A 24,076-nucleotide genomic window follows, 5' to 3' on the forward strand; every position below is an offset into this window, starting at 1 on the left:
GGGGCGGCACCGGACCCGGTGCCGCCCCCTTCGGCTTTTCTGGCGCTCCCTTCAGCGCCGCAGGTGGTGCAGCCCCGTTGCGTCCAGCACCACCACCCCATCCGCCGTGCGGGTTGCCACGTAGCGCAGCCGGGCCGAGCCCCGGTCCCGCCGGGCACGGGAGGTCTTCACCTCCATCACCTCCACGGTCACCAGCACCTCCTCTCCCGGGCGGAGGGCGGCGGGCCAGCGGACATCCATTGCCGAGCCCGCCAGGCTGATGTCGCGGAGCAAGGCGCTGGCCATCAGCAGCCCGAAACTGGCCGAGAGTGTGTGCAGCCCGGCCGCCACCACAGTGCCGAAGACCGAGGACCGCGCCGCTTCCTCGTCGAGGTGGAAGGGCTGGGGATCGTAGCGGGAGGCGAAGTCCCGAATCTCCTCCAGCGAGAGCGTCAACCGGCCGATCTCGTAGCGGTCACCCACGTGAAGGTCGTCGAGGGAGCGGAGACGGGGGGGCGCCATCTCCCCTCCTTAACCCTTCGGAGGGACCTCTTGAAGCACGGGCGGGCAGGGGCGACATGCGCCCCATGATCCAGGATCAACGCCGCCCGCCGGTTCTCGACATGACGCCCGATGGCGGCTTCCGCGAAGCGCCGCGGCCGCCCGTTGGCGCCACCTGGCTCGACCGCGCGCTGATGAAGGTCGGCGGCGTGGCTGTGCTGGCTGCCCTCATCGCGGGCGGGCTGGTGCTCGCGGCCTCCGCCGTCGTGATCCTCGGCCTGCTGATCCCGGTGCTGCTCGTGGCCGGGGCGGTGGGCTTCGGCTCGCTCTGGTGGCGCGTGCGGCGGGCCCGGCGCAGCGGCGGCGCGGTCTTCGTCGTCTCCCGCCGTTGATCCCCGCCTCCGCGTGGCCGGGGGCTTCGTCCCGGACCCTGCGCGGCTCTACGAGGTAGGCCGCGACGGGCTTCCCTATACCGTCGAGCCCGAGGCGCCGGGCGCCGCCGTGGCGCTGGAGACGCGGGCCCGTCGCTGGTGGGTCGGCGCGGTCCTCGCCAATGCCGCGGCCATGGGCGTCGCGGCCGGGGCGGCGATGCTGGGTTCCCGCCTGCTTGCGGCCTGGCTGGGGATTCTCCCGATCCTGACGGCACCGCTGTTGCTGGTCGCGCCGCTGCTGCGCCACTTCGCCCCCCGCCGCCTTCGCCGGTTTCACCGCAGGCGTCCGGGAGACTTCCCGCCGCCTCCGTCTCCTCCCCCGCCGGTGCTCCCGTCCTGACCGATTGCGCGTAGTCCAATGCCGTGGAAGCCTCCCGGGACGGCCTCAGAGCCGCAGGGGAGGATCTCCATGAAACGTCGCAGCCTCGGCGAAGGGGCGCTTGCCGCCGCCCTCATCCAGGCCATCGGGCCCGACGCCCTCGCGCAGGGCGGTCCTTCCGCGGGTGGCTGGGCGACGGCCTGGGCGGCCTCCGTCCAGGGCCCCTATCCCGTCGGCAACCCCTCCGCCCAGCCGGACCAGCGCTTCCTCTTCCCGGAGCCTGCGGAGGGCGCGCGCGACCAGACGCTGCGGCTCGTCCTGCGCCCCTCGCTCTGGGGCCAGCGCGCGCGGCTGCGCTTCTCCAACGCCCTGGGCACGCGACCCCTGGTGCTGGACGGGGTCTATGCCGGGTTGCATCTCGGCGGCGCGGCGGTCGTGCCCGGCACCAACCGGCCGGTCATCTTCGGCGGCAGCCCTTCCGTCACCATCCCGCCGGGCGGACAGGCCTGGTCGGACCCGGTAGATCTCCCCTTCGCTGCCGAGCCCGCCTCCCCCCTGCTGATGGGGCGCAAGCTGGCCGTCTCCTTCCACGTGGCCGGTGCCAGCGGGCCGATGACCTGGCACGCCAAGGCCCTGCAGAACTCCTTCGGTACCGCGCCCGGCGCGGGCTCCAAAGGCGCGGAGGAAGGGGAGGGGTCCTTCCCCTTCTCCACGGCGTCCTGGTTCTTCCTCGACGCGCTCGACATGGCCGCGCCCGCCGGCACCCCGGTCATCGTCTGCCTCGGCGATTCGATCACGGACGGCACGGCCTCCACCATGAATGGCGACGACCGCTGGCCCGACGTGCTCGCGCGACGGCTGGATGCCCAGCAGCCCAACAGGGTGGCCGTGGTGAACGCGGGCATCGGTGGCAATCAGGTGGTGGGACCGGCGGAGTACGGGCCGGACAAGCCCTTCCCTGGCGGACCCTCCGCCCTCTCGCGCCTGGACCGCGACGTGATCTCGCTCTCGGGGGTCACGACGGTCATCTGGCTGGAGGGAACGAACGACTTCAGCCGCAACGGCAACGCGAGCCTTGAGGCGGTGCGGGGCGGCATGCAGGAGGGCGTGCGGCGCCTCCGCGCGGGCATCCCCGGCGTGCGGGTGATCGGCGCCACCGTCACCTCCGCTCTCGGCAGCACGAGCGCGGCGCACGGGCACAAGGAGCAGGACGACAACCGCCGCGCCCTGAACGCCTTCATGCGCGACGGCAATCTGTTCGACGCCGTGGTGGATTTCGACCGGCCGACGCTCGACTCCGCCAGCGGCGGGCTGAAGCCGGAGATGGTCCCGGAATCCACGACTGGCGCGCCGGGCGACAAGCTGCACCCGAACCGCGCCGGCTACCTGGCGATGGGCTCCGCGATCGACCCCACCGCCGTCCTGCCGGCGCGCCGCTAGAGGCGGCTCAGGCGGCCCTGGCGCCGCCGAGATCCGCGCGCCGGTCGAAGCGCGCGACGCGGGAAAGGAGGTAGTCCACCTCCGCCCGCGCCGTCTGCGTCAGGCCTGGCCCGGGCCGGCGCTGCGCCTCGCTCGCGAGGATGCCGCGCCGCTTGAGCACGTATTTCCGCACCGCCAGCCCCACGCCCTGCTGCTGCTCGTAGCGGACCAGCGGCAGGTGGGCGTCGAACAGGTCGTGGGCGGCGTCGCGCTCGCCGGCGGCCTGCATCCGCACCACGTCCACCAGCATGTCCGGGAAGGCGTAGCCGGTCATGGCGCCGTCCGCCCCGCGCTCGCACTCGAAGTCGAGGAAGAGCCCGCCATTGCCGCAGAGGATCGAGATCGGCTTCATCGAGCCGTCCTTCTGGAAGCCGCGGAGTGCGGTGATCTTCTCGAGACCGGGCCAGTCCTCGTGCTTGAGCATCACGCAGGACGGGTTGCCCTGCACGATCCGCCGGATCACCCCCGGCGTCATGATGACGCTGAAGGAGAGGGGGTAGTCCTGGATGACGAAGGGCACGTCCGTCCCGATCGCCTCCGCCGCCTGGGCGTAATAGGTGACGATCTGGTCGTCGGTCCGCAGCGTGTTCGGGGGCGCGATCATCACGCCGGCCGCGCCCGCGTCCATCACCGCCGCGGTCAGCGACTTCATGGCCGCGAAGCCGGGGGCGGAGACGCCGACGATGATCGGGATGCCTGCCCGCTTGATCATGCGGGAAGCGATCGAGACGCTCTCCGCCATGTCGAGCTTCGGCGCCTCGCCCATCTGGCCGAGGACGGTGATGCCCGTCGCGCCGCTCTCGACGAAGAAGTCGGTGAGCCGGTCGTTGGAGGCCTCGTCCACCCTCCCGTCATCGTGGAAGGCGGTGGGGGCGATAACGTAGACGCCCTTGGCGGTGGTCAGGTCGGTCATGGAGGTCACCCCTTCTTCCAGGCCTCGTAGCGGGCCTTGTTCTCGGCATTCGGCGGGTAGAGGCCGGGGAGCGCCGCGCCCTTCTCCACCTCGCCCATGATCCAGGTCTCCTGGCGCTCCTGCTCCACCGCGGCCTCGGTCACGGCCTCGAGCAGGGCCTGGGGGATCAGCACGGCGCCGTCCTGGTCCACCACCACGACGTCATCGGGGAAGACGGCCACGCCGCCGCAGCCGATCGGCTGCTGCCAGGCGACGAAGGTGAGGCCAGCGACGGAGGGCGGGGCGGCGGCGCCGCTGCACCAGACGGGGAGGCCGGTGCCGAGCACCCCCGCCACGTCGCGCACCACGCCGTCCGTGATCAGGGCCGCCACCCCCTTCTTCGCCATGCGGGCGCAGAGGATGTCGCCGAAGATGCCGGCATCCTGCACGCCCATGGCGTCCACGACTGTGATGCAGCCCTCGGTCATCGCCTCGATGGCGGCGCGGGTGGAGATCGGGGAGGCCCAGCTCTCGGGGGTCGCCAGATCCTCGCGCGCAGGGACGAAGCGAAGGGTGAAGGCGCGCCCGACCAGGCGGGGCTGGCCCTCGCGGATGGGCCGGGTGCCGCGCATCCAGACGTTGCGCAGCCCCTTCTTGAGGAGGACCGTCGTCAGGGTCGCGGTGGAGACGCCTTCGAGCGCCTTCTTGATCTGGGGATCGAGGTCCAAGGGGTCTTCTCCGGAAGCGGGCCGCAGTCGGCCGGCTTCGCGCGCCCGGGCGAGCACGTCAAGCGCGTGGCAAAAGGTAGCAGGGCGCACCCCGGCCTTCTCCTCGGCGCTGCGGCGCACCATCTTGCGCCAGCATGACTCGCCTCTCGCTCATCGGCGGCCTCGGGGCCGCGGCCTTCCTGCTCGGGCTCGCCGCGCCTGCTCCGCAGGCGGCAGCGCAGGAGCGGCGGGTTTTCCAGGTGACGCCGGGCCCGCGGATCGTAACGCAGGAGATGCCCTCCCTGACCGACGCGGCGGCCATACGCCGCTGGCTCTGCCCCAATGGCGGCACGCCGATGCGCGGTCGGCCGGGGCGCTGCGATGGCCGGGGCGTCGCGCGGGTGGGGGGCGCCACAGGCGGCGGCACCGATCCAGACGTGGCCGGCTGGTACGCCGACCTTCCGCCGCCCTCGCGCCGACAGGTGGCCTGCCCGGCCGGGACCGTCGCCGCGGAGGCGCGCCTCAATCCCGGCACGGTTCGCTGCGTCCCCGGCTGAGCCGGGCGCGCAATCAGGCCGCCGCGCGGCGCCGAAGTACCCCGCGCGCGGCCCACCAGACGCAGGCCGCCACGTAGGTCGCAAGGCCCGCCACCAGCACCCAGACGGCCGGCCGGATCTCGAACTCGGTGTCGAAATTGGCCAGGAAGATCATGTCCGCCGGCAGCTTCGTCGCCAGGTCGTACCAGAGGTATTCCAGCCCGGCGGCCCCCGCTGCGGCCAGAAATGACACCGGCAAGAGTGGCCACAGGCTCATCCGCCAGCGCGCCGGCACCGCGCGCCAGAACATCACGTAGAGGAAGAAGCCGGTCATCAGCACCGGCTCCGACACGTTGATTTTCGATTGCATGTAGAAGTGCAGAAGGCCGAGCGCCGTCAGTGCATAGTTCAGCTTGTGCAGCGGCTTCCACTCCCGCCCGAGGTGCCGCAGCCAGCCGTCCGTCGAGGTCCAGCCAAGCACCACCAAGCCGATCAGCGCCGTGAAGCCGGTGGAAAGATAGGGCCGCTTCACGATCTCCAGCAGCACGTGCCAGAGCCGCAGGTGCTCGTTCCCGACATAAAGCAGGAGATGGAGCACGGCGTAGCCGAGCGCCGCGATCCCGAGCATCCGGCGAACCTGAAGGATCTTCGTCTCGTCGAGGATCCAGCGCGCGGGCGTCACCGCCAGGCCGATCAGCAGGAAGCGCACGCACCAGTCGCCGGTGTCGTGCGTCGCCCGCGTCAGCGGCTCCGGCCCGAGGTTGCGCGTCGCCCAGTCCCAGGCGAGCACCAGCAATGGCAGGAAGCAGCCGAGCAGCACGGCCGCTTTGAACCAGGAGAAGCGGCCGCCGCGGTCGAGCCAGGGCCACGGGCCGGGCTTCGGCGCCGGCGGCCCCTCTCGCCGCGCTCGTCGCGGCCGAGCGGGGGAGGGGAGGGTCGCGTCGCTCACATTGGCGGGACCACGCCGTCCTTCGCGACCGTAACACGGGCGGCGTTGAGGGTTCCGTCGGCACCCGGGGTTGCCGAGAGGAAGACCTGCGCGCCGGGCTTCAGGTCGTCGAAAGTCGCCGGGATGAGCGTCACCACCGGCACCTCCGGCGGAACCATCACCTGGATCCTCTGGCCGCGGGCGTTCAGCGTCAGGCTGCGCCCGTCATTGCCCTGGACGGCCGAATCGACCGTGGCATTGGTCATGGAGGAGGTGGGCGTCAGGTCCCAGGCGAAATGGCCCTCGCCCGTGCCGCGCATCGCCTCGGGGAAGACAAGCACCTCCAGCGCGCGCCAGACGCCGTCCGGCCCCGGCTCCGCCGCCGTGCCGATGAAGCTGCCGGGCGTGACGTCGGAGAGGGACATCTTCCGCAGCGCCGAGACTCCGACATTCTCCGCGAGCTTCACCGTCACCTTCGTTCCCTCGCGGGTGGTGATCGCCATGTCGCGGCCGGAGACGCTGTCGATCGTTCCGCGAAGGCGCCGCGGCGCCGCCTGGGCGTGGGCGGGCAGCCCCGGCAGGGCGCCGGCCAGAGCAAGGGCGGTGGCGGTCAGCAGCAGGTTACGCCGTGTCATCCAGCTTCTCCGTTAGGGCCGCGCCGTGCCCCGGCGCCGCGAATCGTCGTGATCGCTCGGTCAGCATCGCATGGTTCCCGCCCCTCTCTGGTCGGCGGAACCACGGCAATCCAGATCGGGTCGGGAGACAGAACGTCCAGTGCGGCGCCGCGTTGGCCCCATCACTCCACCCCGTCACTCCACCCCGTCACTCCACCCCGTCACTCCACCCGGATGTTCGCGGCGGCCGCCACCTCGCGCCAGCGGGCAAGGTCCGCGCGCAGGAAGGCGTCGCCCTCTGCCGCGCTGCGCGGGGTCGGCGTCGCGCCCTCGCTTTCGAGATAGGCGGCGAGCCGCCCGCCCGAGAGTGCCTCGTTCGCCGCCGCGTTCAGCCGGTCCCGGATCTCCGGCGGCGTTCCGCGGCGGGCGAGAAGGCCCCACCAGATTCCCGCCTCGTAGTCCGGCAACCCGCTCTCCCGCGGCGTCGGTGCCTGCGGGCCGCCGGGCGGGCGGTTCTCGGCGGTCCAGCCGATCGCCTTCACGCGCCCCGAATCGATGATCCCGCGCGCCGAGGGGAGAGTGGTGAAGAGAAGCTGGATCGTCCCCGCCGCGAGATCGGTCGTCGCCGGCCCCATGCCGCGATAGGGCACGTGCTGGAGCGACAGCCCGCCCGCCTTCTGCGCGAAGAGCTCGGCCGAGAGCTGGTTGATGCTTCCCGGACCGGCCGAGCCGTAATCCACCCGCCCCGGATGGGCGCGGAGATAGGTGACCAATTCCGCCAGCGTGTTCGGCGGGAAGCCCGGCGCCGCCAGCACCACCAGCGGCGCCACGGCCAGCATCGCCACCGCCTCGAACTCCGCGGCCGCGTCGTAGGGCGTGCGCTGCACCGCCGCACTGGTCGAGAAGGTGGAGGAGGTGACCATCAGCGTCAGCCCGTCCGCCGGCACCCGCACCATTTCCGCCGAGCCGATGGTGCTGCCGGCACCGGGGCGGTTCTCGACCACGAAGGGCTGGCCGAAGCGCGCCTGAAGATGCTCCGCCAGCGGGCGCGCGACGGCGTCGTTGCTGCCGCCGGGCGGGAAGGGGACAATCACGCGCACCGGCCGAGACGGCCAAGCGGCCTGGGCGCGGGCGAGGCCCGGCATCGCCAGCGCCGCCGCGACCGTGGCCCTCCTGCTGATGCCCATCGCTGCCCTCCTACCCCGTTCGCCGCGCACCATGCCGCCATCCGCCGGGCGGGCGCCAGTGCCCCTCGCGCGCCCTTGTTCCCGGCCGCCACTTCCCGGCGGAAGGGGTGCGTGCGAAAGCCCGGCTATGCGCATCCACGTCCAGAACCCGCCCAACGACCCGCATTTCGAGATCACCAAGGCGCAGTGGAACGCTGCCCTCGCCCGCCACCCCGACATGGGCCCGATGGCGGTTTCCTTCGCGCGCGACGATGAGGGTTTCGCCGGCGCAATCGGAGAGGCGGAGGTGCTGCTCACCTGGACCCGCCAGCTCCGCGCCCGCTTCCCCAAAGGCGCACTGCCCGGCCTCGCGCCGCGGCTGAAGGTGATCGCCACCACCTCCGCCGGCCTCGACCCTGCCGCGCCCTTCGACTGGCTGCCGGCGGAGGTCGCGCTGCTGAACAACCGCGGGACCCATGGCGACAAGGCCGGGGAGTTCGGGATCATGGCGATCCTCATGCTCCACACCCGCATGCCCGCTTTCGTGGAGCAGCAGCGCCGCGAGGAGTGGAAGCCGATCTTCACCTCCACGCTGGAGGGGCGGCGCGTGCTGATCATCGGGCTCGGCGCGCTCGGCGGAGGGATCGCGCGGCGGGCGCGGGCCTTCGGCATGCGCGTCATCGGCGTCCGCAACGGCGCTGCCCCGCACCCGGACTGCGACGAAACTCACCCGGCGGAGGCGCTGGACAGCCTGCTACCCGGCGCGGACTTCCTCGTCCTCGCCTGCCCGCTGACCGAGCGGACGCGCAACATTCTCTCCCGCGAGCGCATCGCGCTCCTGCCGCCCGGCGCGCGCCTCGTGAACATGGCTCGCGGTCCCGTCTGGGATCAGGAGGCGGTGCTGGACGCTCTTGATGCTGGCCACCTTGAAGGCTGCGTCACCGACGTGACGGTGCCCGAGCCGCCGCCGCCGGGGCACCGCATCTGGAAGACGCCTGGCATGATCGTGACGCCGCATATCTCCGCGGACGACCTCGTCCGCTACAACGACCGCACCCTCGATATCCTGATGGAGAACCTTCGGGCCCTGCGGGAAGGCCAGCCCCTGCCGAACCGTGTGGACCCGGCCCGGGGGTACTGAGGGCTGGTTCGGGGAGGGCAGGGCCTGCCCCAGCGGCCCGGTCGAGCCGCGATGAATCCGCCAAACTGCGCCCCCACCCCCGCGTTCCCGTCCCATGCAGGTTCATTCGATAGAATGCGGATCCATGCGCCCCTACGGGGGCGGCTTCTGGGATGCGACCACGCCAGGGCTCGGCCCAGCGCATCTGGCCTGCCGCTGCCTCCTGCTCGAGAGCGAGGCGGGGCTCGTGCTGGTGGACACCGGCTTCGGCCTGGATGACGCCGCGCAACCGGTGCCGCGCCTCAGCCGCGGGTTCTACCTGGCCGACCGGCCGCACCTGGAAGCGGACGAAACGGCGGTGAGCCGCCTGCGGCACATGGGGTTGGACCCGCGCGAGGTCCGCCACATCGTCATGACCCACCTCGATTTCGACCACGCCGGCGGTCTGACCGACTTCCCCGAGGCCACCGTCCATGTCTCCGCGCGCGAGATCGAGGCCGCCCGCCGCCGCGACACCCCGCGGGAGCGCGGACGCTATCGCCCGATGCAGTTGGCGCATCCGATGCGGGGGTATGACAGGACGGGCGAGCCCTGGTTCGGCCTGCCCGCGTTGCGCGGGTTGGAGGGCCTGCCGCCGTCGATCTTCCTGGTGGAACTGCCGGGCCACACGGCTGGCCATTGCGGCGTGGCGATCGACACCGGCAACGGCTGGGTGCTGCACGCCGGGGACACGATCTTCATGTACTCCGAGTTGGAGCAGCCCCCGAGGATGCCGCCCCTCGCCTCGGCCTACGCAAACTTCATGCAGGTGGACCGCGCGGCCCGGCTGGAGAGCCGGCGCCGCCTCATGGCCCTTGCCCGCGACCACGCGGAGGAGGTGACGATCATCTGCACGCACGATCCCTACCTGCCGGAAGAGGCCGGCAGGCGGGTGATCGGCTAGTTCAGCCCCCCTGGAGGGCGGCGACGCCCGGAAGGGTCTTGCCCTCCAGCCACTCGAGGAAGGCGCCGCCGGCGGAGGAGACATAGGTCATCCGCTCGGCCACGCCCGCATGGCGCAGCGCGGAGACCGTGTCGCCGCCGCCGCCGATCGACTTCAGCCCGGCGGACTGGGTGAGGCCCGCCACGCTCTCTGCCACGGCAACCGTCGCGGCATCGAAGGGCGGCGTCTCGAAGGCGCCGAGCGGGCCGTTCCAGACGAGGGTGGAGGCCTTGCGCAGCCGGTCCTCGATCGCGTCCACCGTCTCCGGCCCGACATCGAGGGCCATCATGTCGGCTGGCACGGAGTCGACGGGCACGGTGCGGGTGGCGGGGTTCGCCTTGAACTCCGCGGCCACCACGAGGTCGCGCGGAAGAAGGATCTCGCAGTTGGCGGCCTTCGCCTCGTCGAGGATGCGCAGCGCCGTCGCGTGCATCTCGGCTTCCTGCAGGGACTTGCCCATGCCGTAGCCCTGGGCCGCGAGGAAGGTATTGGCCATGGCGCCGCCAATCACCAGCACGTCCACCTTGCGCGAGAGGTTCCCCAGCAGGTCGAGCTTGGTGGAGACCTTCGCGCCGCCGACGATGGCGACGACGGGGCGGGAGGGATTGCCGAGCGCGGCTTCGAGGGCCTTCAGCTCCGCCTCCATCAGCCGCCCGGCATAGGCGGGAAGCAGGCGGGCGACGCCCTCAGTCGTGGAATGGGCGCGGTGCGCGGCGGAGAAGGCGTCGTTCACATAGACATCGCCGAGCTTGGCGAACTCGGCCGAGAGCGCCGGGTCGTTCTTCTCCTCGCCGGCGTGATAGCGCGTGTTCTCCAGCAGCAGCACGTCGCCGTCCGCCATCTTCGCCACGGCGGCCTCGGCCTCCGAGCCGACGCAGTCATCGGCGAAGGCGACGGGCCGCCCGAGGACGGAGGCGAGCGCCTCCACCAGCGGGCGGAGCGACATCTCTGGCACGCGCTTGCCCTTCGGCCGATCGAAATGGGAGAGCACGATCACCTTCGCGCCCTTCTCCGACAGCTCCTTGATCGTCGGCGAAAGCCGCTCGATCCGCGTGCGGTCGCTGATGGCGCCGTCCCGCACCGGCACGTTCAGGTCGGCGCGCAGCAGCACGCGCTTCCCCTTGGCGTCCAACTGGTCGAGCGTGCGGAACGAGGCCATCGGCGTTTCCTTCAGGGATGCACAAAAAGGGGGGGCGTCGCCGCCCCCTCCAGGTCTCAGAGCGAGCCGAGAAGGGCGGCGGTGTCGCTCATGCGGTTCGAGAAGCCCCACTCGTTGTCGTACCAGGACATCACGCGCACGAGCCCGCCATCGACCACCTGCGTCTGCGTCGCATCGAAGGTGGAGGAATGGGCGTCGTGGTTGAAGTCGATGGAGACGAGCGGCGCCGTGTTGTAGCCGAGGATGCCCTTCAGCGGGCCGCTCTCGGAGGCCGCCTTCATCACCGCGTTGATCGCGTCCTTCGTCAGCCCCTCCGTCTTGGCTGGCACGAAGTCCAGGCTGACGAGGGAGACGTTCGGCGTCGGGATGCGGATGGCCGTGCCGTCCAGCTTGCCCTTCAGCTCCGGCATCACGAGGCCGACGGCCTTCGCCGCGCCCGTCGAGGTCGGGATGGCCGAGACAGCCGCGGCGCGGGCGCGGTGCAGGTCCTTGTGCAGCGTGTCCACGGTGTTCTGGTCACCCGTATAGGCGTGGATGGTGACCATGTAGCCGCGCAGGATGCCGAAGTTGTCGTGCAGCACCTTCGCGATGGGCGCCAGGCAGTTGGTGGTGCAGGAGGCGTTGGAGACGATCTTGTGCTCCGGCTTCAGAACCTGGTGGTTCACGCCGTAGACGATGGTCGCCTGCGCGCTCTCGTCGGCCAGCTCCTCGCCCCAGGTCACGGGGGCGGAGACGAGCACCTTGCGGACGCCGGCCTGAAGCAGCTTCGCGGCGTCGGGGGACTTGGTGAAGATGCCCGTGCACTCGGCGCCGACGTCCACGCCCTGCCAGGGCAGCTTCGTCGGGTCGCGCTCGGCCGTCACCTTGATCGGCTTGTGGGTGCGGCCGGCGGCGGTGATCACCAGGCTGTCGCCCTCGACCCGCACCTCGCCGGGGAAGCGGCCGTGCACGCTGTCGTAGCGGAAGAGGTGCGCGTTCGCCTCGATGGAGCCGAGGTCGTTGATGTGCGTGAACTCGACGTCGTCCCGCCCGCTCTCCATCGCTGCGCGCAGAACCAGGCGGCCGATGCGCCCGAAGCCGTTGATCGCAACCTTGACCGCCATGCTTTCTCTTCCTTCTCTCTTAACCAATTGAGCCGGCCGTCCCGCGCGTCGCCGCGATGGGGGGCCAACCGAAGCGCGGTCTTCCCAGACGGGCGGCGGGGCCGCCGGTCCTTTCCGGGAAGCGCCGCCTCATGCGCCCGGCAGGCGCCTCCGGACCGCGGCCACCACGGCCTCGGCCGTGATGCCGAAATGCTTGTACAGGTCGTCCGCCGGCGCGCTGGCCCCGAAGCCCGCCATGCCCACGAAGATGCCATCCGGCCCGAGCCAGCGGGACCAGCCGAACTCCAGCGCCGCCTCGATGCCGACGCGCAGCCCCGAGCCGAGCACCCCCTCCTGCCAGGAGGGGTCCTGCAGCTCGAACAGCTTCCAGCAGGGGAGGGATACCACCGCGGTGGGGATGCCCTCCGCCTCCAGCGTCTCCCGCGCCGCCATGGCCAGCATCACCTCGGAGCCGGTGGCGATCAGCGTCGCCATCCGATCGCCGCTCGCCTCGGCCAGGACGTAGCCCCCGCGGGCGCTGCGGTTCTCGCCGACATCGGTGCGCAGCGTCGGCAGGTTCTGGCGGGAGAGGGCGAGCACGCTCGGCCCGTCCGTCCGCTTCAGCGCCAGCTCCCATGCCTCCGCCGTCTCGATCACGTCCGCCGGGCGGAACACGTAGAGGTTCGGGATCACCCGCAGCGCCGCCAGGTGCTCGACCGGCTGGTGCGTCGGGCCGTCCTCGCCGAGGCCGATGCTGTCATGTGTCAGCACATGCACCACCCGCTGGCGCATGAGCGCCGCGAGGCGGATGGCAGGCCGCATGTAGTCGCTGAACACAAGGAAGGTGCCGGAATAGGGGATGATCCCCCCGTGCAGCGCCATTCCGTTCATCGCGGCGGCCATGCCGTGCTCGCGGATGCCCCAATGGACGTAGCGCCCGCCGAAATTCTCCGGGCTGAGGGCCGGGATGCCCTTCACGTTGGTGTTGTTCGAGCCCGTCAGGTCCGCCGAGCCGCCGATCATCTCGGGCAGCGCCGGCACCAGCGCCTCGAGCGCGCGCTGGGAGGAGATGCGCGTCGCGATCTTCGGCCTTTCCGCCGCGGCCTTCGCCTTCCACTCGCCCAGCGGCGCGTCCCAGCGCTCCGGCAGGCGCCCGGCCATGGCGCGCTCGAACTCGGCGCGGCTCGGGTGCTTCGCCAGCCGCTTGAGCCAGGACCGGCGGGTTCCCCCGCTGCGGCGGCCGGCGGCCTCCCAGGATTCGCGGATCTCGGCCGGCACCTCGAAGGGCGCGCCCTCCCAGCCGAGGGCCGCCTTCGCGGCCGCCCCCTCCTCGGGCCCCAGCGGCGCGCCGTGGCTGCCCGCCGTGCCCGCCTTCCTCGGGGCGGAGAAGCCGATGATCGTGCGGCAGGCGATCAGCGTCGGCTTGCGGGACTTCGTCGCCGCGGCCATCGCCGAGGCCAGGGCGTCGTGGTCGTGCCCGTCCACGCGGCGCACCGCCCAGCCATAGGCGCGGAACCGCGCCAGCGTATCCTCGGAAACCGAGATCGACGTGTCGCCGTCGATGGAGATGTGGTTGTCGTCCCAGAGCACCGTCAGCTTGCCGAGCTGGAAGTGCCCGGCCAGCGAGGCCGCCTCGTGGGAGATGCCCTCCTGCAGGTCGCCGTCGCCCGCGATCACCCAGGTGCGGTGGTCCACGAGGCTCTTGCCGAAGCGGGCCGCGAGATGGCGCTCGGCCATCGCCATGCCGACGGCGGTGGAGATGCCTTGGCCGAGCGGCCCGGTCGTCGTCTCGATCGCCGGGTGCTCGCCGAACTCGGGGTGCCCTGCGGCGGGCGAGTGGAGCTGGCGGAAGCGCCGCAGCTCCTCCGTGCCCATTCCGGCATGGCCGGTCAGGTGCAGCCAGGCATAGAGAAGCATCGAGCCGTGGCCGGCGCTGAGCACGAAACGGTCGCGGTCGGGCCAGCGGGGATCGGCGGCGTCGTATTTCAGGAAACGGCTGAACAGGACGGTCGCCGCGTCCGCCATGCCCATGGGCATGCCCGGATGGCCGGACTTCGCGGCCTCGACGCCGTCGATCGCGAGGGCGCGGATGGCATCGGCCATGCGCCGGACCGGCGTCACCGGGCGAGCGAGGATCGCGTCCTGCGCCACGAGCGCCGGGCTTCGCTCTGGGGTTGCGGGCTGACGGTCTGGTTCGGAGGTGGCCAAGAAGGGTGTCTCCCGCAGCACAGGCGGCGCGGCCCTGAGCCGGTTCCGCACATCCCCGGTGCGCCGCGGCCGCTATAGAGGCCCGCCGGCCGGATGCCAACCCTGCCGGTCGTCCCACGCAACGAGACATACCCCTGGAATCGCTGGGTCGTCGTTGCGCTTTCCCGCGGATGCCGCCAACGTCCCCCCACCGCGTTCCGGATGGGCGACGGGGCCGCAAGGGGCGTCACCGGAGAGGATGGAAGCCGAGGCTTGACGCGCTCCGACGAGGCCACGCTGCGGGGTTACCGGCGCCTCGCCTTAGTGGGCGTGACCCTCGTCCTCGCGGCCGCCGTGGCGGCACTGGCGGCCGTGCTGCTGCTGCCCGCGGACTCGGTCCTGCCGGCGCTCGCCGCCCTGCCGCCGGCTCTCGCGGCCTTCCTTCTGGGGGCGGGGTTCATGGCATGGCCCGCGCTGCGCCAGGCAGTCCTGCTGCGCGAGGCGATCGAACGCGCGCCGATCCGCTACACCCTCCTCCGCCCGGACGGCACCCTGCTTGACCGCAGCGCTGCCCACGACCTGCCGGACGCCGGAGCGCCCGCGGGCGTCGAGGGCCCGGATCGCGACTACGACCTCGTACTGCCCGATGGCCGCACCTTGCGGGTGAGCGAGCGGCGCCTTGCCGGCGGCGAGGTCGCGCGCCTCGCCGTCGATGTCACCGCCGTTCGCGCCGCCGAGCGCCGAGCCCGCGCCATCCATGAGAACGTGCCCGCCGCGATCTGGCGCCTCGATGCGGAGGGCCGCACGCTCTCGGCCAATGGGCGGCTGCTGGACCTCTTCGGGGGAACGGCGCCCGGCAGCCTCGCCGAAGTTGGGCTCCACCCCTGCGGGCCCGCCGGCGGCGGCCCCTTCGGCCTCCCCGTCGGCCAGGAAGCGGAGGCGGTCCTGCCGCCCGGGGGAACCCTGCCCGAGCGTCGCGTCATCGTCGTCGCCTCCTCCTGGCTGGAGGACGAGGGCGGCGCCCGGGAGGCGGTGCTCATGCTGCAGGACATCACCCGGCGCCACCTGGCCGAGGCGCGGGCCGCTCACCTCGCGCTCCACGACCCCCTCACCGGGCTGCCCAACCGCGCCCGCTTCCGCCAGGCGCTGGCCGAACTGGGCGGCGATGACTCCGGCGGCGCGCTGATCCTCGCCGAACTCTGCGAGCTGCGCACGGTCAACGAGTCGCTTGGGCTCCTCGCGGGCGACGCGATGCTGCGCGAGGCCGGGGAGCGGCTATGCTCGGTGATCCGCCCGTCGGACATCGCCTTCCGCCTTGGCGGAAGCGAGTTCGCGGTCATTGCGCGCTGCCTGCGCGACGGCGTTGCCGCCCATGCCATCGCGGAGCGGATCGGCAGCGCCTTCGCCCGCCCGCTCGATCTCGGCAGCGGGGCGGCGCCGCTGCGGACGAGTATCGGCTTGGCGCGGATGCCGGAGGACGCGGCGGACGCAGGCTCGCTGCACCGCGCGGCGGCCCTTGCGCTCGCCGGGGCGCGGCGCGCGGGCGGGCCGGCGATCTGCACCTACGACGCCGCACTCGGCGAGAGCTTCGCGCGGCGCCGCGCGCTGCGGGAGGGCCTCCGGGCCGCGGCCACCAAGGGCGCCTTCCAGCTTGCCTGGCAGCCCCAGGTGGATGGGCGGACCGGCGCCCTCCGCGGCGCGGAGGCGCTGATCCGCTGGCCGAACGGGCCTGGAGGCCCCGTCAGTCCCGGGGAGTTCCTCCCCGTGGCCGAGGCGATGGGCCTGATGCCCGCGATCGACGCCTGGGTTCTGGAGGAGACGCTGCGCCAGAAGGCGGCCTGGATGGCTGCCGGCTCGGGCCCCGAGGTGGTGGGCGTCAACATCTCCCCCTTGACCCTGCGCGATCCCGGCTTCCCGGCCCGAGTGTCCTCGAGCCTCGCGCGATACGGCGTCGATGCCCGCTGGCTGGAGGTGGAGATCCCGGAGGTGGTTGCCGCGAGCGACATCGACAGCATCGCTCCCGTTCTCCACCAACTCATTGCCTATGGCGTGCGCCTCTCGCTCGACGATTTCGGCGGCGGCAGCTCGGCGCTGGCCCATCTTCTCCGCCTGCCGGTGGACCAGGTGAAGCTCGACCGCTCCATCGTGGCCGGCCTGCCCAGCGGCGAGCGGGAGCGCGCGATCCTGCGCGCCGTCGCGGCGCTCGCGCAGGGCATGGAAATCCCCCTCCTCGCGGAAGGGGTGGAGACGGAGGCGCAGCGGGACGCCCTCCTCTCGGAGGGCTGCTTCATTATGCAAGGCTGGCTCTTCGGCCGAGCGGTGCTCGCCGAAGAACTGCCAGCCTATCCGGCCGCGAGCTAGAGCGGCCGGTTCGCGCGGGCGATCACCGCCTCCAGCAGTACCTGGCAGCCGTCCGCCGCCTCCTCCGGGAGAATGCTCTCCGCCTCGTTGTGGGAGAGGCCGTCCTTGCAGGGGGTGAAGATCATCGCGGCGGGGATGCGGCGCGCCACATAGATCGCGTCGTGCCCGGCGCCCGAGATGATCTCGCGCGCGGGCAGGCCGAGCCGCGCCGCCGCCGCCCGCACGAGGCCGACGCAGTCGGGGTCGAAGGGCTGGGCGGGGATGCGGAACAGCTCGCGTAGTTCGAGCGCGAGTCCCAACTCCTCCGCGATGGCCGTCGCCCGCGCGGGGAAATCAGTCGCCAGGGCCTCGATCTCCTCGCCCGAGGGGTGGCGGAACTCGACGGAGAAGCGGACTTCGCCGGGGATGACGTTGCAGGAATTGGGGAAGACCTGCATCCGCCCGACCGTACCGCGCCCCTCCTCGCCCCGTGCGCGCATGAGGCTGTCCACGAGCGAGACGATGCGTGCCGCGCCCAGCAGCGCGTCCCGGCGCGCGGAGGGCGGGGTGGTGCCGGCATGGGAGTCCTGGCCGGTGATCACCGCCTCGTACCAGACCTGCGCCTGCCCACCGGTGACGATGCCGATCCGCATGCCCTCCCGCTCCAGGATCGGGCCCTGCTCGATATGCAGCTCGAAGTAGGAGTCGGCGGGGAAGGGGGCCGCGGGCGCCTCGCCGCGGTAGCCGATCCCCTCCAGCGCCTCGATCACCGACACCCCCTCGGTGTCGCGCAGCGCGTAGGTCGCGGCCTGGTCGTAGACGCCGGCCCAGACGCCGCTGCCCATAAGGGAGTGGCCGAAGCGGCTGCCCTCCTCGTCCGTCCAGTTCACGAGCTCCAGCGGCGCCTCGGTTTCGATGTTGAGGTCGCGCAGCGTCCGCATGACCTCCAGCCCCGCGATGACCCCGAGCGCGCCGTCGAACTTCCCGCCCGTCGGCTGGCTGTCGAGATGGCTGCCGAAGAGCACGGGCGGGCGGGAGGGATCGCGCCCGGGGCGGCGGGCGAACATGTTGCCCATGCTGTCCACCCGCAGCGCCAGCCCCGCCTCCTCGCACCAGCCGGCGAAGCGCTTCCGCCCCTCGCGGTCCACCTCCGTGAGCGTGAGGCGCTTCACGCCGCCCTTGGGCGTTGCGCCGACCTCCGCCATCGTCATGAGGCTGTCCCAGAGCCGCGCCGGGTCGATGCGCCAGTTGCTTCCGGGGCTGGTGCCTGTGGCGGACATGGGGCTCGGCCTCTCGCGGTTCGGTCCGCCGTGATGCGGCGCCCGCGCCAATGGGGCAAGGGGAGGGGCTTCAGCCCGTCAACTCGGCGCGGACTGCGGCCAGGATCTCCTCCGAGAGCGGGTCCTCGCCCACTGCCCGGGCGATCGAGACGGCGCCGACCATGGCCGCGAGCGCCAGCAGCGCGCGCTCACGGCGCCGGCGCCGCACCGCCGCCGGCAGCAGCCGCTCCAGCGCCCCGGCCAGGCCGCGGATTCCCGCGGCATAGGCCTGGCGGACACTGCCACCCGGCTCGTCACGCGCCGCCTCGGCCAGGAAGGTCGGCCCGGCGCAGCCGTTTCCCGGCGAGTCGCGATGGGCAGCGGCAAGGTAGCTGCCGAGCAGCCGGGCAAAGCCCTCGCCCGCCGGATCGGCCGCGAAGGATTCCCATCGGGCGCAGGCGCGGCCGAAGGCCTGCCCGCAGGCCTCAGCCGCCAGCGCCTCCTTCGACTCGAAATGTCCGTAGAAGCCGCCATGGGTGAGCCCGGCCGCCGCCATCACCTCCGCCACGCTCACGGCCTCGACGCCCCGCTCGCGGAAGAGCCGCGCGGCGACCTCGAGCACGGCCTGCCGCCTCTCGGCCACCTCCGCCCGCGTGGATCGCGCCATGGCTCGTCTCCTTCCGGTCCGTAAAATCTCTCTTGCTGTTTATCATGACGGGCGTCATGGTCATAGATGACAATCATCATGGAAAGCGTGACCATGCCCGCCCCTTCCACAAGCCAGGCCGCGTGATGCTAGCAGAGGCCCTCAATGCCCGGCTCGCCCGGCGCGGCATCCACTACGGCTGGGTGATGGTCGCGCTCACCTTCCTTGTTTCCCTCTCCTCCGCGGGGGCGATGGGCATCCTCGGAGCGCTGCTGCTGCCGCTCCAGCGCGAGACGGGGTGGGAGACGGCCACCATCTCCGGCGCGCTTGCGCTGCGCCTACTCCTCTTCGGGCTGATGGCGCCCTTCGCCGCGGCCATCCTCGCCCGCTACGGCCTGGCGCGCACCATCGCCGCGGCGCTGGCGCTCGTCGTCCTCGGCTGCCTTCTCTCGATGGGCATGACGCAGGCCTGGCAGCTCTGGCTCTTCTGGGGCGTGATGACCGGGCTGGGCACGGGGATGACGGCCCTCGTCCTCGGCGCCACCGTCGCCAACCGCTGGTTCGTGCAGCGGCGGGGCCTGGTGCTAGGGATGCTGACGGCGGCCAACGCCACGGGCCAGCTCGCCTTCCTGCCGCTCGCGGCCTGGCTGGCGACGAACCAGGGCTGGCGCGTCGCCATGGCCCCGGGGCTGACCGTCTGCGCGGTCGCGGCCGTCCTCGCGCTGCTGCTCATGCGCGACCGGCCGTCCGATCTCGGCCTCACTGCCTATGGCGAGGCGCCGGGCACCGCGCCCGTCCCGGCGGCGGCGGCCGGGAACCCGATCCGCAACGCTCTCGGCGCTCTCGGCGGCGCCTCGCGCGAGCCGATTTTCTGGATCCTCTTCGCCAGCTTCGCGATCTGCGGCATTTCGACGGCCGGGATCATCCAGACCCACTTCATCCCCCTCTGTGTCGATTTCGGCATGGCGGAGGTGGAGGCCGCCTCGGTGCTCGCGATGATGGGCGCCTTCGACTTCGTGGGCACGATCGCCTCCGGCTGGCTCTCCGACCGCTACGACAGCCGCAAGCTGCTGTTCTGGTACTACGGGCTGCGCGGCCTCTCGCTGCTCTTCCTGCCGATGAGCACCTTCTCGCTCTACGGGCTCTCGATTTTCGCGGTCTTCTACGGCCTCGACTGGATCGCGACGGTGCCGCCGACCGTGAAGCTGGCCGGCCAGGCCTTCGGGCGGGAGCGGGCGCCGATGGTCTTCGGCTGGATCTTCACCGGCCACCAGCTCGGCGCCGCCGCCGCGGCGCTCGGCGCCGGGCTCAGCCGGGATGCCTTCGCCACCTATCTGCCGGCCTTCTACATCGCGGGCGCTGCCTGCCTCGTGGCGGCCCTTCTGGTGCTCGGCGCGCGGCCGAGGCCGGCGGTGAAGCCCGCCGCGGCCTGAATCGCGGAGGGGCCGCGAGGCGATGCCTTGCGGTCCCGCCCGGTGGGCGCAACCCTGGGCGCCTCGGCGCCGACGCGCTGCCCCTTCCGGAATCCAGCCATGGCGCAAGCGCACCCCTACGCCCCCCCGATCCTCCGCAACAGCGACCTCGACGGGCCGGAGGTGCGCGCCGCCCGGGTGGACCTCGCGGCCTGCTTCCGCATGGCCGCCCGGCTCGGGTTGCAGGAGGGGATCTGTAACCACCTCTCGGTGCTGGTGCCCGGCCGCTCCGACCTGATGTTGGTGAACCCCTACGGCTGGTCCTTCGCGGAGATCACCGCTTCCCGCCTGCTGATCTGCGACTTTGAGGGCAGTGTCCTGGCCGGGCAGGGCGTGCCGGAATCGACGGCCTTCCACATCCACGCGCGCCTGCACCTGCGCCACCCGCGGGCCGTCGCCGCCTTCCACACCCACATGCCCAACGCGACCGCGCTCTCCATGCTGGAGGGGCCGCCCCTCGTCTGGGCCGGGCAGACGGCGCTCAAGTTCTACGGCCGGACGGCGGTGGACGAGGACTATAACGGCCTCGCGCTCGACAATGCCGAGGGAGACCGCATCGCGGCCGCCATGGAGGGCGCGGACATCGCCTTCCTCAAGAACCATGGCGTGATGGTCGTCGGCCCCTCCATCGCCGAGGCCTGGGACGACCTCTACTACCTGGAGCGCGCGGCCGAGGCGCAGCGCCTGGCCCTCTCCACCGGCCGCGCCCTCAAGCCAGTGCCGCGCGAGGTGGCCGAGCGGACCTATGCCCAGATGCGCGAGGGCGGCGACGAGAGCGCGCGGCTCCACCTGGAGAGCATCAAGCGCATCCTCCGCCGCGAGGAACCCGACTACCTCGACTGAGGCGCGGCACCGGGGGCTGGGCGCGCGGCGTCGATCCGGCCTATGCCCCCGCCATGTCCGACCTACCGCTGATCCGCCTCCTTCCCGGCCGCAACCGCCGCGCCAAGGGCGGCCACCCCTGGATCTTCTCGAACGAGGTGGCGATGACGCCCGCCGCCCGCGCCATCCCGCCCGGCAGCACCGTCCGGGTGGAGGCCGATGACGGCGCCCGCCTCGGGGTGCACCACTTCAACCCGCATTCCCTGATCGCCGCCCGCCGCCTCTCGCCCGACCCGGCGGCGGTGGTGGACGATGCCTTCTGGGGTGAGCGCCTGGGCGCGGCCCTGGCGCTGCGGGACCGCCTCTTCACGACGCCGCACTACCGTCTGGTCCATGCCGAGGCGGACGGCATGCCCGGCCTCATCCTCGACCGCTACGGCGACCTCGTGGCGCTCCAGGCGAATACGGCAGGGATGGAGGAGGCCACGCCCGCCATCCTGCGCGCCCTGGACGCGCTGATCGCCCCCCGCGCCGTGGTGGCGCGGAACGAGGCCGGGGTGCGCGCGCTCGAAGGGCTGCCGGAGGTCACGCAGCTGCTCCGCGGCACCGATGCGACGGGCACCGTGGAGGAAGGTAGCGTCACCTTCTCGGTCGATCCCCTCGGCGGGCAGAAGACCGGCTGGTTCTTCGATCAGCGGGAGAACCGCGCCCGCGTCGCGCGCCTCGCGCGCGGGGAGGCGGTGCTCGACGCCTTCTGCCACACGGGCGGCTTCGGCTTGCAGGCCGCGGCCGCCGGCGCCGCGCGCGTGACCCTGCTCGACCGCTCCGAGCACGCCCTGGCCACCGCCATGGAGACCGCCCGCCGCAACGGCCTGGCCGAGCGCGTGGAGGCCGTGCGCGGGGAGGCGATGGACACGCTGGAGCGGATGGGCCGCGAAGGCGCCCGTTTCGGCGTGGTGGTGGTCGATCCCCCTGCCTTCGCGAAAAGCCGCAAGGACATCCCGGCGGCCATCCGGGCCTATAACCGGCTGGCGCGCCTCGCCGCCGCGTTGGTGGCACCGGGCGGCTTCCTCTTCATCGCCTCCTGCAGCCACCACGTGCCCAGCGGGGAGTTTGCCGACACCGTTCTCGCCGGGCTGCACCGCGCGCGGCGGGATTCACGTATCCTGGCACTGACGGGCGCGGGGCCGGACCACCCGCTGCATCCGATGTTGCCTGAAAGTGCCTATCTCAAGGCACTCACTTTGCAGCTTTCCTAGCGGCAGACCGACGGCTTCCGGGCCGTTCGTGCCGCGGCTTGAATAGTCAGGGCGGCTGCCCAAATGGGCGCTATGTTAGCTTGCTACGATAGCCGGCCATGGCACTGAAGGCGGAGTTCGTGCTCGCGCTCCGCCGCGTCACCCAGAAGTGGCGCACGCGGTGGGACGCGGCGTTGCGCGACAGCGGGCAGACGCTCGGCCGGGCCCGCGCACTGATGCTGCTTTCGGAAGCCGGCGGCGGCGCCATGCAGCGCGACCTCGCGGCGGGGCTCTCGGTCGAGCACCCGACCCTCGTTCGCCTCCTCGACGGGCTCGAGCGGCAGGGGCTCATCCGCCGCGAGCCCGCGCAGGGGCGGGCGAACCGAATCCGCCTGACCGAAGAAGCCTGCCCCGTGGTCGAGGCGGTGAACCGCGTCTCCGAAGCCCTGCGCGAGCGCGTGCTGGCCGGCATCCCCGAGGGCGACCTCGAGACCGCCCTGCGCGTGCTCGGCCAGATTTCCGCGAACCTGGAGGGCCTCGGCCCCGTTGAGCCGTTGCAGGACGCCGCGTCCGAGGAGGCAGGATCGTGAGCGATACCGACCAGCCCCGTCCGGAGGCGCCCGCCACACCTCCCGCGCCACCGCCCGGGCCGGACCGGATCGTCCCCGGGCACCTGCTGGTCTACGCCCTCGCCTCCCTCACCTTCGGGCTGACGCAGGGGCTGGGGAACAACCTCGTGGCGGCGAACCTTCAGGCGGTCCAGGCGACCTTCGGGGCGACCACGAACGAGGCGGTCTGGCTCACGGCGGCCTACAGCTCCACCAGCATCACGGCCTCCATCCTTCTCTGGAAGCTGCGGACGCAGTTCGGCCTGCGGCTGGTGGCGAAGGTCAGCCTCATCTTCATGGTGGTGCTCTCCCTCGCCCATGTGGTGGTCACGGAGCTTGGGGCCGCGGTCATCCTGCGCGCGGTCGCCGGCTTCGCGGGGGCAATGCTGAACACGCTTGCCTTCCTCTATGTGCTGGAGGCGATGCCGGCGAAGCACAAGCTGACCACGGGCATCGCGCTCGGGCTGGCGGGCTCACAGATCGCAGTGCCGCTGGCGCGGCTGGTCTCGCCGAGCCTTCTGGACATCGGTCTCTGGCCGCAGCTGAACCTGCTGGAGCTGGCGCTCTCCCTCCTGTCGCTGGCCTGGGTCTACATGCTGCCGATCACGCCGCCGCCGCGCGCGAAGGTCTTCGACCGGGTGGACGCGATCAGCCTGCCGCTCCTGATCGTGGGCATGGGGCTGATCGCCGTCGTGCTCAGCCTCGGGCGCTACTACTGGTGGACCGAGGCGCCCTGGCTCGGCGTCTGCCTCGCCCTCGGCATCGGCCTGCTGACCCTCCTCGTCCTGGTGGAGCTGAACCGGGAGCGGCCGCTGGTGAACCTGCGCTGGCTCTCCTCCAGGGACATGATCCTCTTCGGCGGATCGATGTTCTTCGCCCGCTTTGTCCTGTCGGAGCAGACGACGGGCACCATCGGCTTCTTCCAGAACCTCGGCCTGCTGAACGAGCACATGACGGGAATGCTCTGGGTGGTTTTCGCCGCCACCTTCGCGGGCTTCATCCTCGTCGCGCCAATCAACAAGCCCGAGAATCGCGCCGCCATCCACATGGTCGCCCTCGCGCTGATCGCCATCGGCGCCTTCATGGAGAGCCGGGCCACCAACCTGACGCGCCCGCAGGACGTCCTCCTCGCCCAGGCGCTGGTCGCCTTCGGGGGCGCGATCTTCCTGCCGCCCGCGGTCGGCTGGAGCTTCGCCCACACCCTCCGCTGGGGCATCCAGCACCTGACCAGCTTCTTCGCGGTCTTCCTTGCCTCCCAGACGCTTGGCGGCCTGCTCGGCTCCGCGGCCCTCGGAACGCTCGTCACGGTGCGGGAGAAGTTCCATTCCAACCAGATCGTCGAATCCCTGACGCTGGCCGACCCGGTCGTGGCCCAGCGCATCCAGCAGTATGGCGGGACCTATGCCCGGGTGCTCGGCGACCCGGCGCTCCGCAGCGCGGAGGGTTCGGCCCTGCTCGCCCAGGTCGCCACGCGGGAATCCTATGTCCTCGCCTACAACGACCTCTTCCTCGTGGTGGGCATCGTCTCGGCGCTCCTACTCGTCGGCCTCATCATCAATCAGCTCGTCATCCGGCACAGCCGTGAGCAGACGGCATGAAGATCAACCGG

Annotated in this window: 23 protein-coding genes; 12 read left to right on the forward strand and 11 right to left on the reverse strand. The window is 71.9% G+C overall.

The window, feature by feature from the left end; translation table 11 throughout:
- Positions 1-51 precede the first annotated feature (51 nt).
- Positions 52-501, reverse strand: coding sequence for a MaoC/PaaZ C-terminal domain-containing protein (locus BO39_RS02670; RefSeq protein WP_043829536.1), 450 nt, complete (start codon positions 499-501; stop codon positions 52-54).
- 65 nt (positions 502-566) lie between these two features.
- Here BO39_RS02670 and BO39_RS02675 point away from each other — a divergent pair, with 65 nt between their 5' ends.
- The 3 genes from BO39_RS02675 (at position 567) to BO39_RS02685 (ending at position 2,670) form a co-directional block, all read left to right on the forward strand.
- Positions 567-872: a hypothetical protein gene (locus BO39_RS02675; RefSeq protein ID WP_156963400.1), complete on the forward strand. Its 306-nt coding sequence runs from the start codon at positions 567-569 to the stop codon at positions 870-872.
- A gap of 13 nt (positions 873-885) precedes the next feature.
- On the forward strand, positions 886-1,251 hold the full coding sequence (locus BO39_RS02680) for a hypothetical protein (protein WP_043829540.1): 366 nt from the start codon (positions 886-888) through the stop codon (positions 1,249-1,251).
- A gap of 69 nt (positions 1,252-1,320) precedes the next feature.
- Complete coding sequence (locus BO39_RS02685; protein WP_043829542.1) at positions 1,321-2,670, forward strand: GDSL-type esterase/lipase family protein; 1,350 nt, start codon at positions 1,321-1,323, stop codon at positions 2,668-2,670.
- Between the two features lie 7 nt (positions 2,671-2,677).
- On the opposite strand, the gene BO39_RS02690 is transcribed toward BO39_RS02685, so the two are convergent.
- Both BO39_RS02690 and BO39_RS02695 read right to left on the reverse strand, forming a co-directional pair.
- Positions 2,678-3,622: a dihydrodipicolinate synthase family protein gene (locus BO39_RS02690; RefSeq protein WP_043829919.1), complete on the reverse strand. Its 945-nt coding sequence runs from the start codon at positions 3,620-3,622 to the stop codon at positions 2,678-2,680.
- 5 nt (positions 3,623-3,627) lie between these two features.
- Positions 3,628-4,329 (reverse strand): ribonuclease activity regulator RraA, encoded by a 702-nt coding sequence (locus BO39_RS02695; protein ID WP_043829921.1) that lies wholly within the window; start codon positions 4,327-4,329, stop codon positions 3,628-3,630.
- A 134-nt stretch (positions 4,330-4,463) separates the two neighbouring features.
- Here BO39_RS02695 and BO39_RS29580 point away from each other — a divergent pair, with 134 nt between their 5' ends.
- Positions 4,464-4,865: a hypothetical protein gene (locus tag BO39_RS29580; protein WP_052401345.1), complete on the forward strand. Its 402-nt coding sequence runs from the start codon at positions 4,464-4,466 to the stop codon at positions 4,863-4,865.
- Between the two features lie 13 nt (positions 4,866-4,878).
- Here the strand turns inward: BO39_RS29580 and BO39_RS02705 are convergent, their stop codons facing one another.
- From BO39_RS02705 to BO39_RS02715, 3 genes are all read right to left on the reverse strand, one after another.
- Positions 4,879-5,793 (reverse strand): protein-methionine-sulfoxide reductase heme-binding subunit MsrQ, encoded by a 915-nt coding sequence (locus BO39_RS02705; protein WP_084697782.1) that lies wholly within the window; start codon positions 5,791-5,793, stop codon positions 4,879-4,881.
- Positions 5,790-6,407 (reverse strand): hypothetical protein, encoded by a 618-nt coding sequence (locus BO39_RS02710; protein WP_043829544.1) that lies wholly within the window; start codon positions 6,405-6,407, stop codon positions 5,790-5,792. Before BO39_RS02710 ends, BO39_RS02705 begins: the two co-directional genes overlap by 4 nt.
- Before the next feature lie 200 nt (positions 6,408-6,607).
- Positions 6,608-7,573, reverse strand: a complete 966-nt coding sequence (locus BO39_RS02715; RefSeq protein ID WP_043829545.1) for a Bug family tripartite tricarboxylate transporter substrate binding protein — start codon at positions 7,571-7,573, stop codon at positions 6,608-6,610.
- Positions 7,574-7,700: 127 nt separating this feature from the next.
- Between BO39_RS02715 and BO39_RS02720 the strand changes: the two genes are divergently transcribed.
- The gene (locus tag BO39_RS02720) at positions 7,701-8,693 is read left to right on the forward strand and encodes a D-2-hydroxyacid dehydrogenase (RefSeq protein WP_043829547.1); all 993 of its coding nucleotides are present in this window, start codon (positions 7,701-7,703) and stop codon (positions 8,691-8,693) included.
- Positions 8,694-8,817: 124 nt separating this feature from the next.
- Positions 8,818-9,615 carry an MBL fold metallo-hydrolase gene (locus BO39_RS02725; RefSeq protein WP_211257360.1) on the forward strand — a complete coding sequence of 266 codons (798 nt, stop codon included), beginning with the start codon at positions 8,818-8,820 and terminating at the stop codon, positions 9,613-9,615.
- A 1-nt stretch (position 9,616) separates the two neighbouring features.
- Here BO39_RS02725 and BO39_RS02730 read toward each other — a convergent pair whose 3' ends face one another.
- From BO39_RS02730 to tkt, 3 genes are all read right to left on the reverse strand, one after another.
- Positions 9,617-10,813, reverse strand: coding sequence for a phosphoglycerate kinase (locus tag BO39_RS02730; protein ID WP_043829550.1), 1,197 nt, complete (start codon positions 10,811-10,813; stop codon positions 9,617-9,619).
- Positions 10,814-10,869: 56 nt separating this feature from the next.
- On the reverse strand, positions 10,870-11,916 hold the full coding sequence (gene gap / locus BO39_RS02735) for a type I glyceraldehyde-3-phosphate dehydrogenase (RefSeq protein WP_043829552.1): 1,047 nt from the start codon (positions 11,914-11,916) through the stop codon (positions 10,870-10,872).
- Positions 11,917-12,045: 129 nt separating this feature from the next.
- Positions 12,046-13,998 carry a transketolase gene (gene tkt, locus BO39_RS02740; RefSeq protein ID WP_043829925.1) on the reverse strand — a complete coding sequence of 651 codons (1,953 nt, stop codon included), beginning with the start codon at positions 13,996-13,998 and terminating at the stop codon, positions 12,046-12,048.
- Positions 13,999-14,355: 357 nt separating this feature from the next.
- Between tkt and BO39_RS29585 the strand changes: the two genes are divergently transcribed.
- On the forward strand, positions 14,356-16,443 hold the full coding sequence (locus BO39_RS29585; RefSeq protein ID WP_052401346.1) for a putative bifunctional diguanylate cyclase/phosphodiesterase: 2,088 nt from the start codon (positions 14,356-14,358) through the stop codon (positions 16,441-16,443).
- Here BO39_RS29585 and BO39_RS02750 read toward each other — a convergent pair.
- Both BO39_RS02750 and BO39_RS02755 read right to left on the reverse strand, forming a co-directional pair.
- On the reverse strand, positions 16,440-17,702 hold the full coding sequence (locus BO39_RS02750) for a Zn-dependent hydrolase (protein WP_043829553.1): 1,263 nt from the start codon (positions 17,700-17,702) through the stop codon (positions 16,440-16,442). The two genes, BO39_RS29585 and BO39_RS02750, sit on opposite strands and share 4 nt — an antisense overlap.
- Positions 17,703-17,772: 70 nt before the next feature.
- The gene (locus BO39_RS02755) at positions 17,773-18,348 is read right to left on the reverse strand and encodes a TetR family transcriptional regulator (RefSeq protein ID WP_043829554.1); all 576 of its coding nucleotides are present in this window, start codon (positions 18,346-18,348) and stop codon (positions 17,773-17,775) included.
- A 56-nt stretch (positions 18,349-18,404) separates the two neighbouring features.
- Between BO39_RS02755 and BO39_RS02760 the strand changes: the two genes are divergently transcribed.
- From BO39_RS02760 to BO39_RS02780, 5 genes are all read left to right on the forward strand, one after another.
- Positions 18,405-19,760, forward strand: coding sequence for an MFS transporter (locus tag BO39_RS02760; RefSeq protein WP_342666307.1), 1,356 nt, complete (start codon positions 18,405-18,407; stop codon positions 19,758-19,760).
- 99 nt (positions 19,761-19,859) lie between these two features.
- A complete protein-coding gene (locus BO39_RS02765) occupies positions 19,860-20,642 on the forward strand; it encodes an aldolase (RefSeq protein WP_043829555.1) in 783 nt (260 codons plus the stop codon).
- A 53-nt stretch (positions 20,643-20,695) separates the two neighbouring features.
- A complete protein-coding gene (locus tag BO39_RS02770; RefSeq protein ID WP_043829556.1) occupies positions 20,696-21,880 on the forward strand; it encodes a class I SAM-dependent rRNA methyltransferase in 1,185 nt (394 codons plus the stop codon).
- A 98-nt stretch (positions 21,881-21,978) separates the two neighbouring features.
- Positions 21,979-22,449 carry a MarR family winged helix-turn-helix transcriptional regulator gene (locus BO39_RS02775; protein ID WP_052401347.1) on the forward strand — a complete coding sequence of 157 codons (471 nt, stop codon included), beginning with the start codon at positions 21,979-21,981 and terminating at the stop codon, positions 22,447-22,449.
- On the forward strand, positions 22,446-24,065 hold the full coding sequence (locus BO39_RS02780) for an MFS transporter (protein ID WP_052401348.1): 1,620 nt from the start codon (positions 22,446-22,448) through the stop codon (positions 24,063-24,065). Before BO39_RS02775 ends, BO39_RS02780 begins: the two co-directional genes overlap by 4 nt.
- Positions 24,066-24,076 lie beyond the last annotated feature (11 nt).

Source organism: Roseomonas aerilata DSM 19363 (assembly GCF_000711725.1).
Lineage (GTDB): Bacteria > Pseudomonadota > Alphaproteobacteria > Acetobacterales > Acetobacteraceae > Roseomonas > Roseomonas aerilata.

Excerpts from the sequence above, each read along its gene's own strand:
- BO39_RS02670 (WP_043829536.1), bottom strand. The coding sequence starts at position 501 with ATGGCGCCCCCCCGTCTCCGCTCCCTCGACGACCTTCACGTGGGTGAC.
- BO39_RS02675 (WP_156963400.1), top strand. The coding sequence starts at position 567 with ATGATCCAGGATCAACGCCGCCCGCCGGTTCTCGACATGACGCCCGAT.
- BO39_RS02685 (WP_043829542.1), top strand. The coding sequence starts at position 1,321 with ATGAAACGTCGCAGCCTCGGCGAAGGGGCGCTTGCCGCCGCCCTCATC.
- BO39_RS02690 (WP_043829919.1), bottom strand. The coding sequence starts at position 3,622 with ATGACCGACCTGACCACCGCCAAGGGCGTCTACGTTATCGCCCCCACC.
- BO39_RS29580 (WP_052401345.1), top strand. The coding sequence starts at position 4,464 with ATGACTCGCCTCTCGCTCATCGGCGGCCTCGGGGCCGCGGCCTTCCTG.
- BO39_RS02710 (WP_043829544.1), bottom strand. The coding sequence starts at position 6,407 with ATGACACGGCGTAACCTGCTGCTGACCGCCACCGCCCTTGCTCTGGCC.
- BO39_RS02715 (WP_043829545.1), bottom strand. The coding sequence starts at position 7,573 with ATGGGCATCAGCAGGAGGGCCACGGTCGCGGCGGCGCTGGCGATGCCG.
- BO39_RS02720 (WP_043829547.1), top strand. The coding sequence starts at position 7,701 with ATGCGCATCCACGTCCAGAACCCGCCCAACGACCCGCATTTCGAGATC.
- BO39_RS02725 (WP_211257360.1), top strand. The coding sequence starts at position 8,818 with ATGCGCCCCTACGGGGGCGGCTTCTGGGATGCGACCACGCCAGGGCTC.
- BO39_RS02730 (WP_043829550.1), bottom strand. The coding sequence starts at position 10,813 with ATGGCCTCGTTCCGCACGCTCGACCAGTTGGACGCCAAGGGGAAGCGC.
- gap (WP_043829552.1), bottom strand. The coding sequence starts at position 11,916 with ATGGCGGTCAAGGTTGCGATCAACGGCTTCGGGCGCATCGGCCGCCTG.
- tkt (WP_043829925.1), bottom strand. The coding sequence starts at position 13,998 with ATGGCCGATGCCATCCGCGCCCTCGCGATCGACGGCGTCGAGGCCGCG.
- BO39_RS02750 (WP_043829553.1), bottom strand. The coding sequence starts at position 17,702 with ATGTCCGCCACAGGCACCAGCCCCGGAAGCAACTGGCGCATCGACCCG.
- BO39_RS02755 (WP_043829554.1), bottom strand. The coding sequence starts at position 18,348 with ATGGCGCGATCCACGCGGGCGGAGGTGGCCGAGAGGCGGCAGGCCGTG.
- BO39_RS02760 (WP_342666307.1), top strand. The coding sequence starts at position 18,405 with ATGGTCATAGATGACAATCATCATGGAAAGCGTGACCATGCCCGCCCC.
- BO39_RS02765 (WP_043829555.1), top strand. The coding sequence starts at position 19,860 with ATGGCGCAAGCGCACCCCTACGCCCCCCCGATCCTCCGCAACAGCGAC.
- BO39_RS02770 (WP_043829556.1), top strand. The coding sequence starts at position 20,696 with ATGTCCGACCTACCGCTGATCCGCCTCCTTCCCGGCCGCAACCGCCGC.
- BO39_RS02775 (WP_052401347.1), top strand. The coding sequence starts at position 21,979 with ATGGCACTGAAGGCGGAGTTCGTGCTCGCGCTCCGCCGCGTCACCCAG.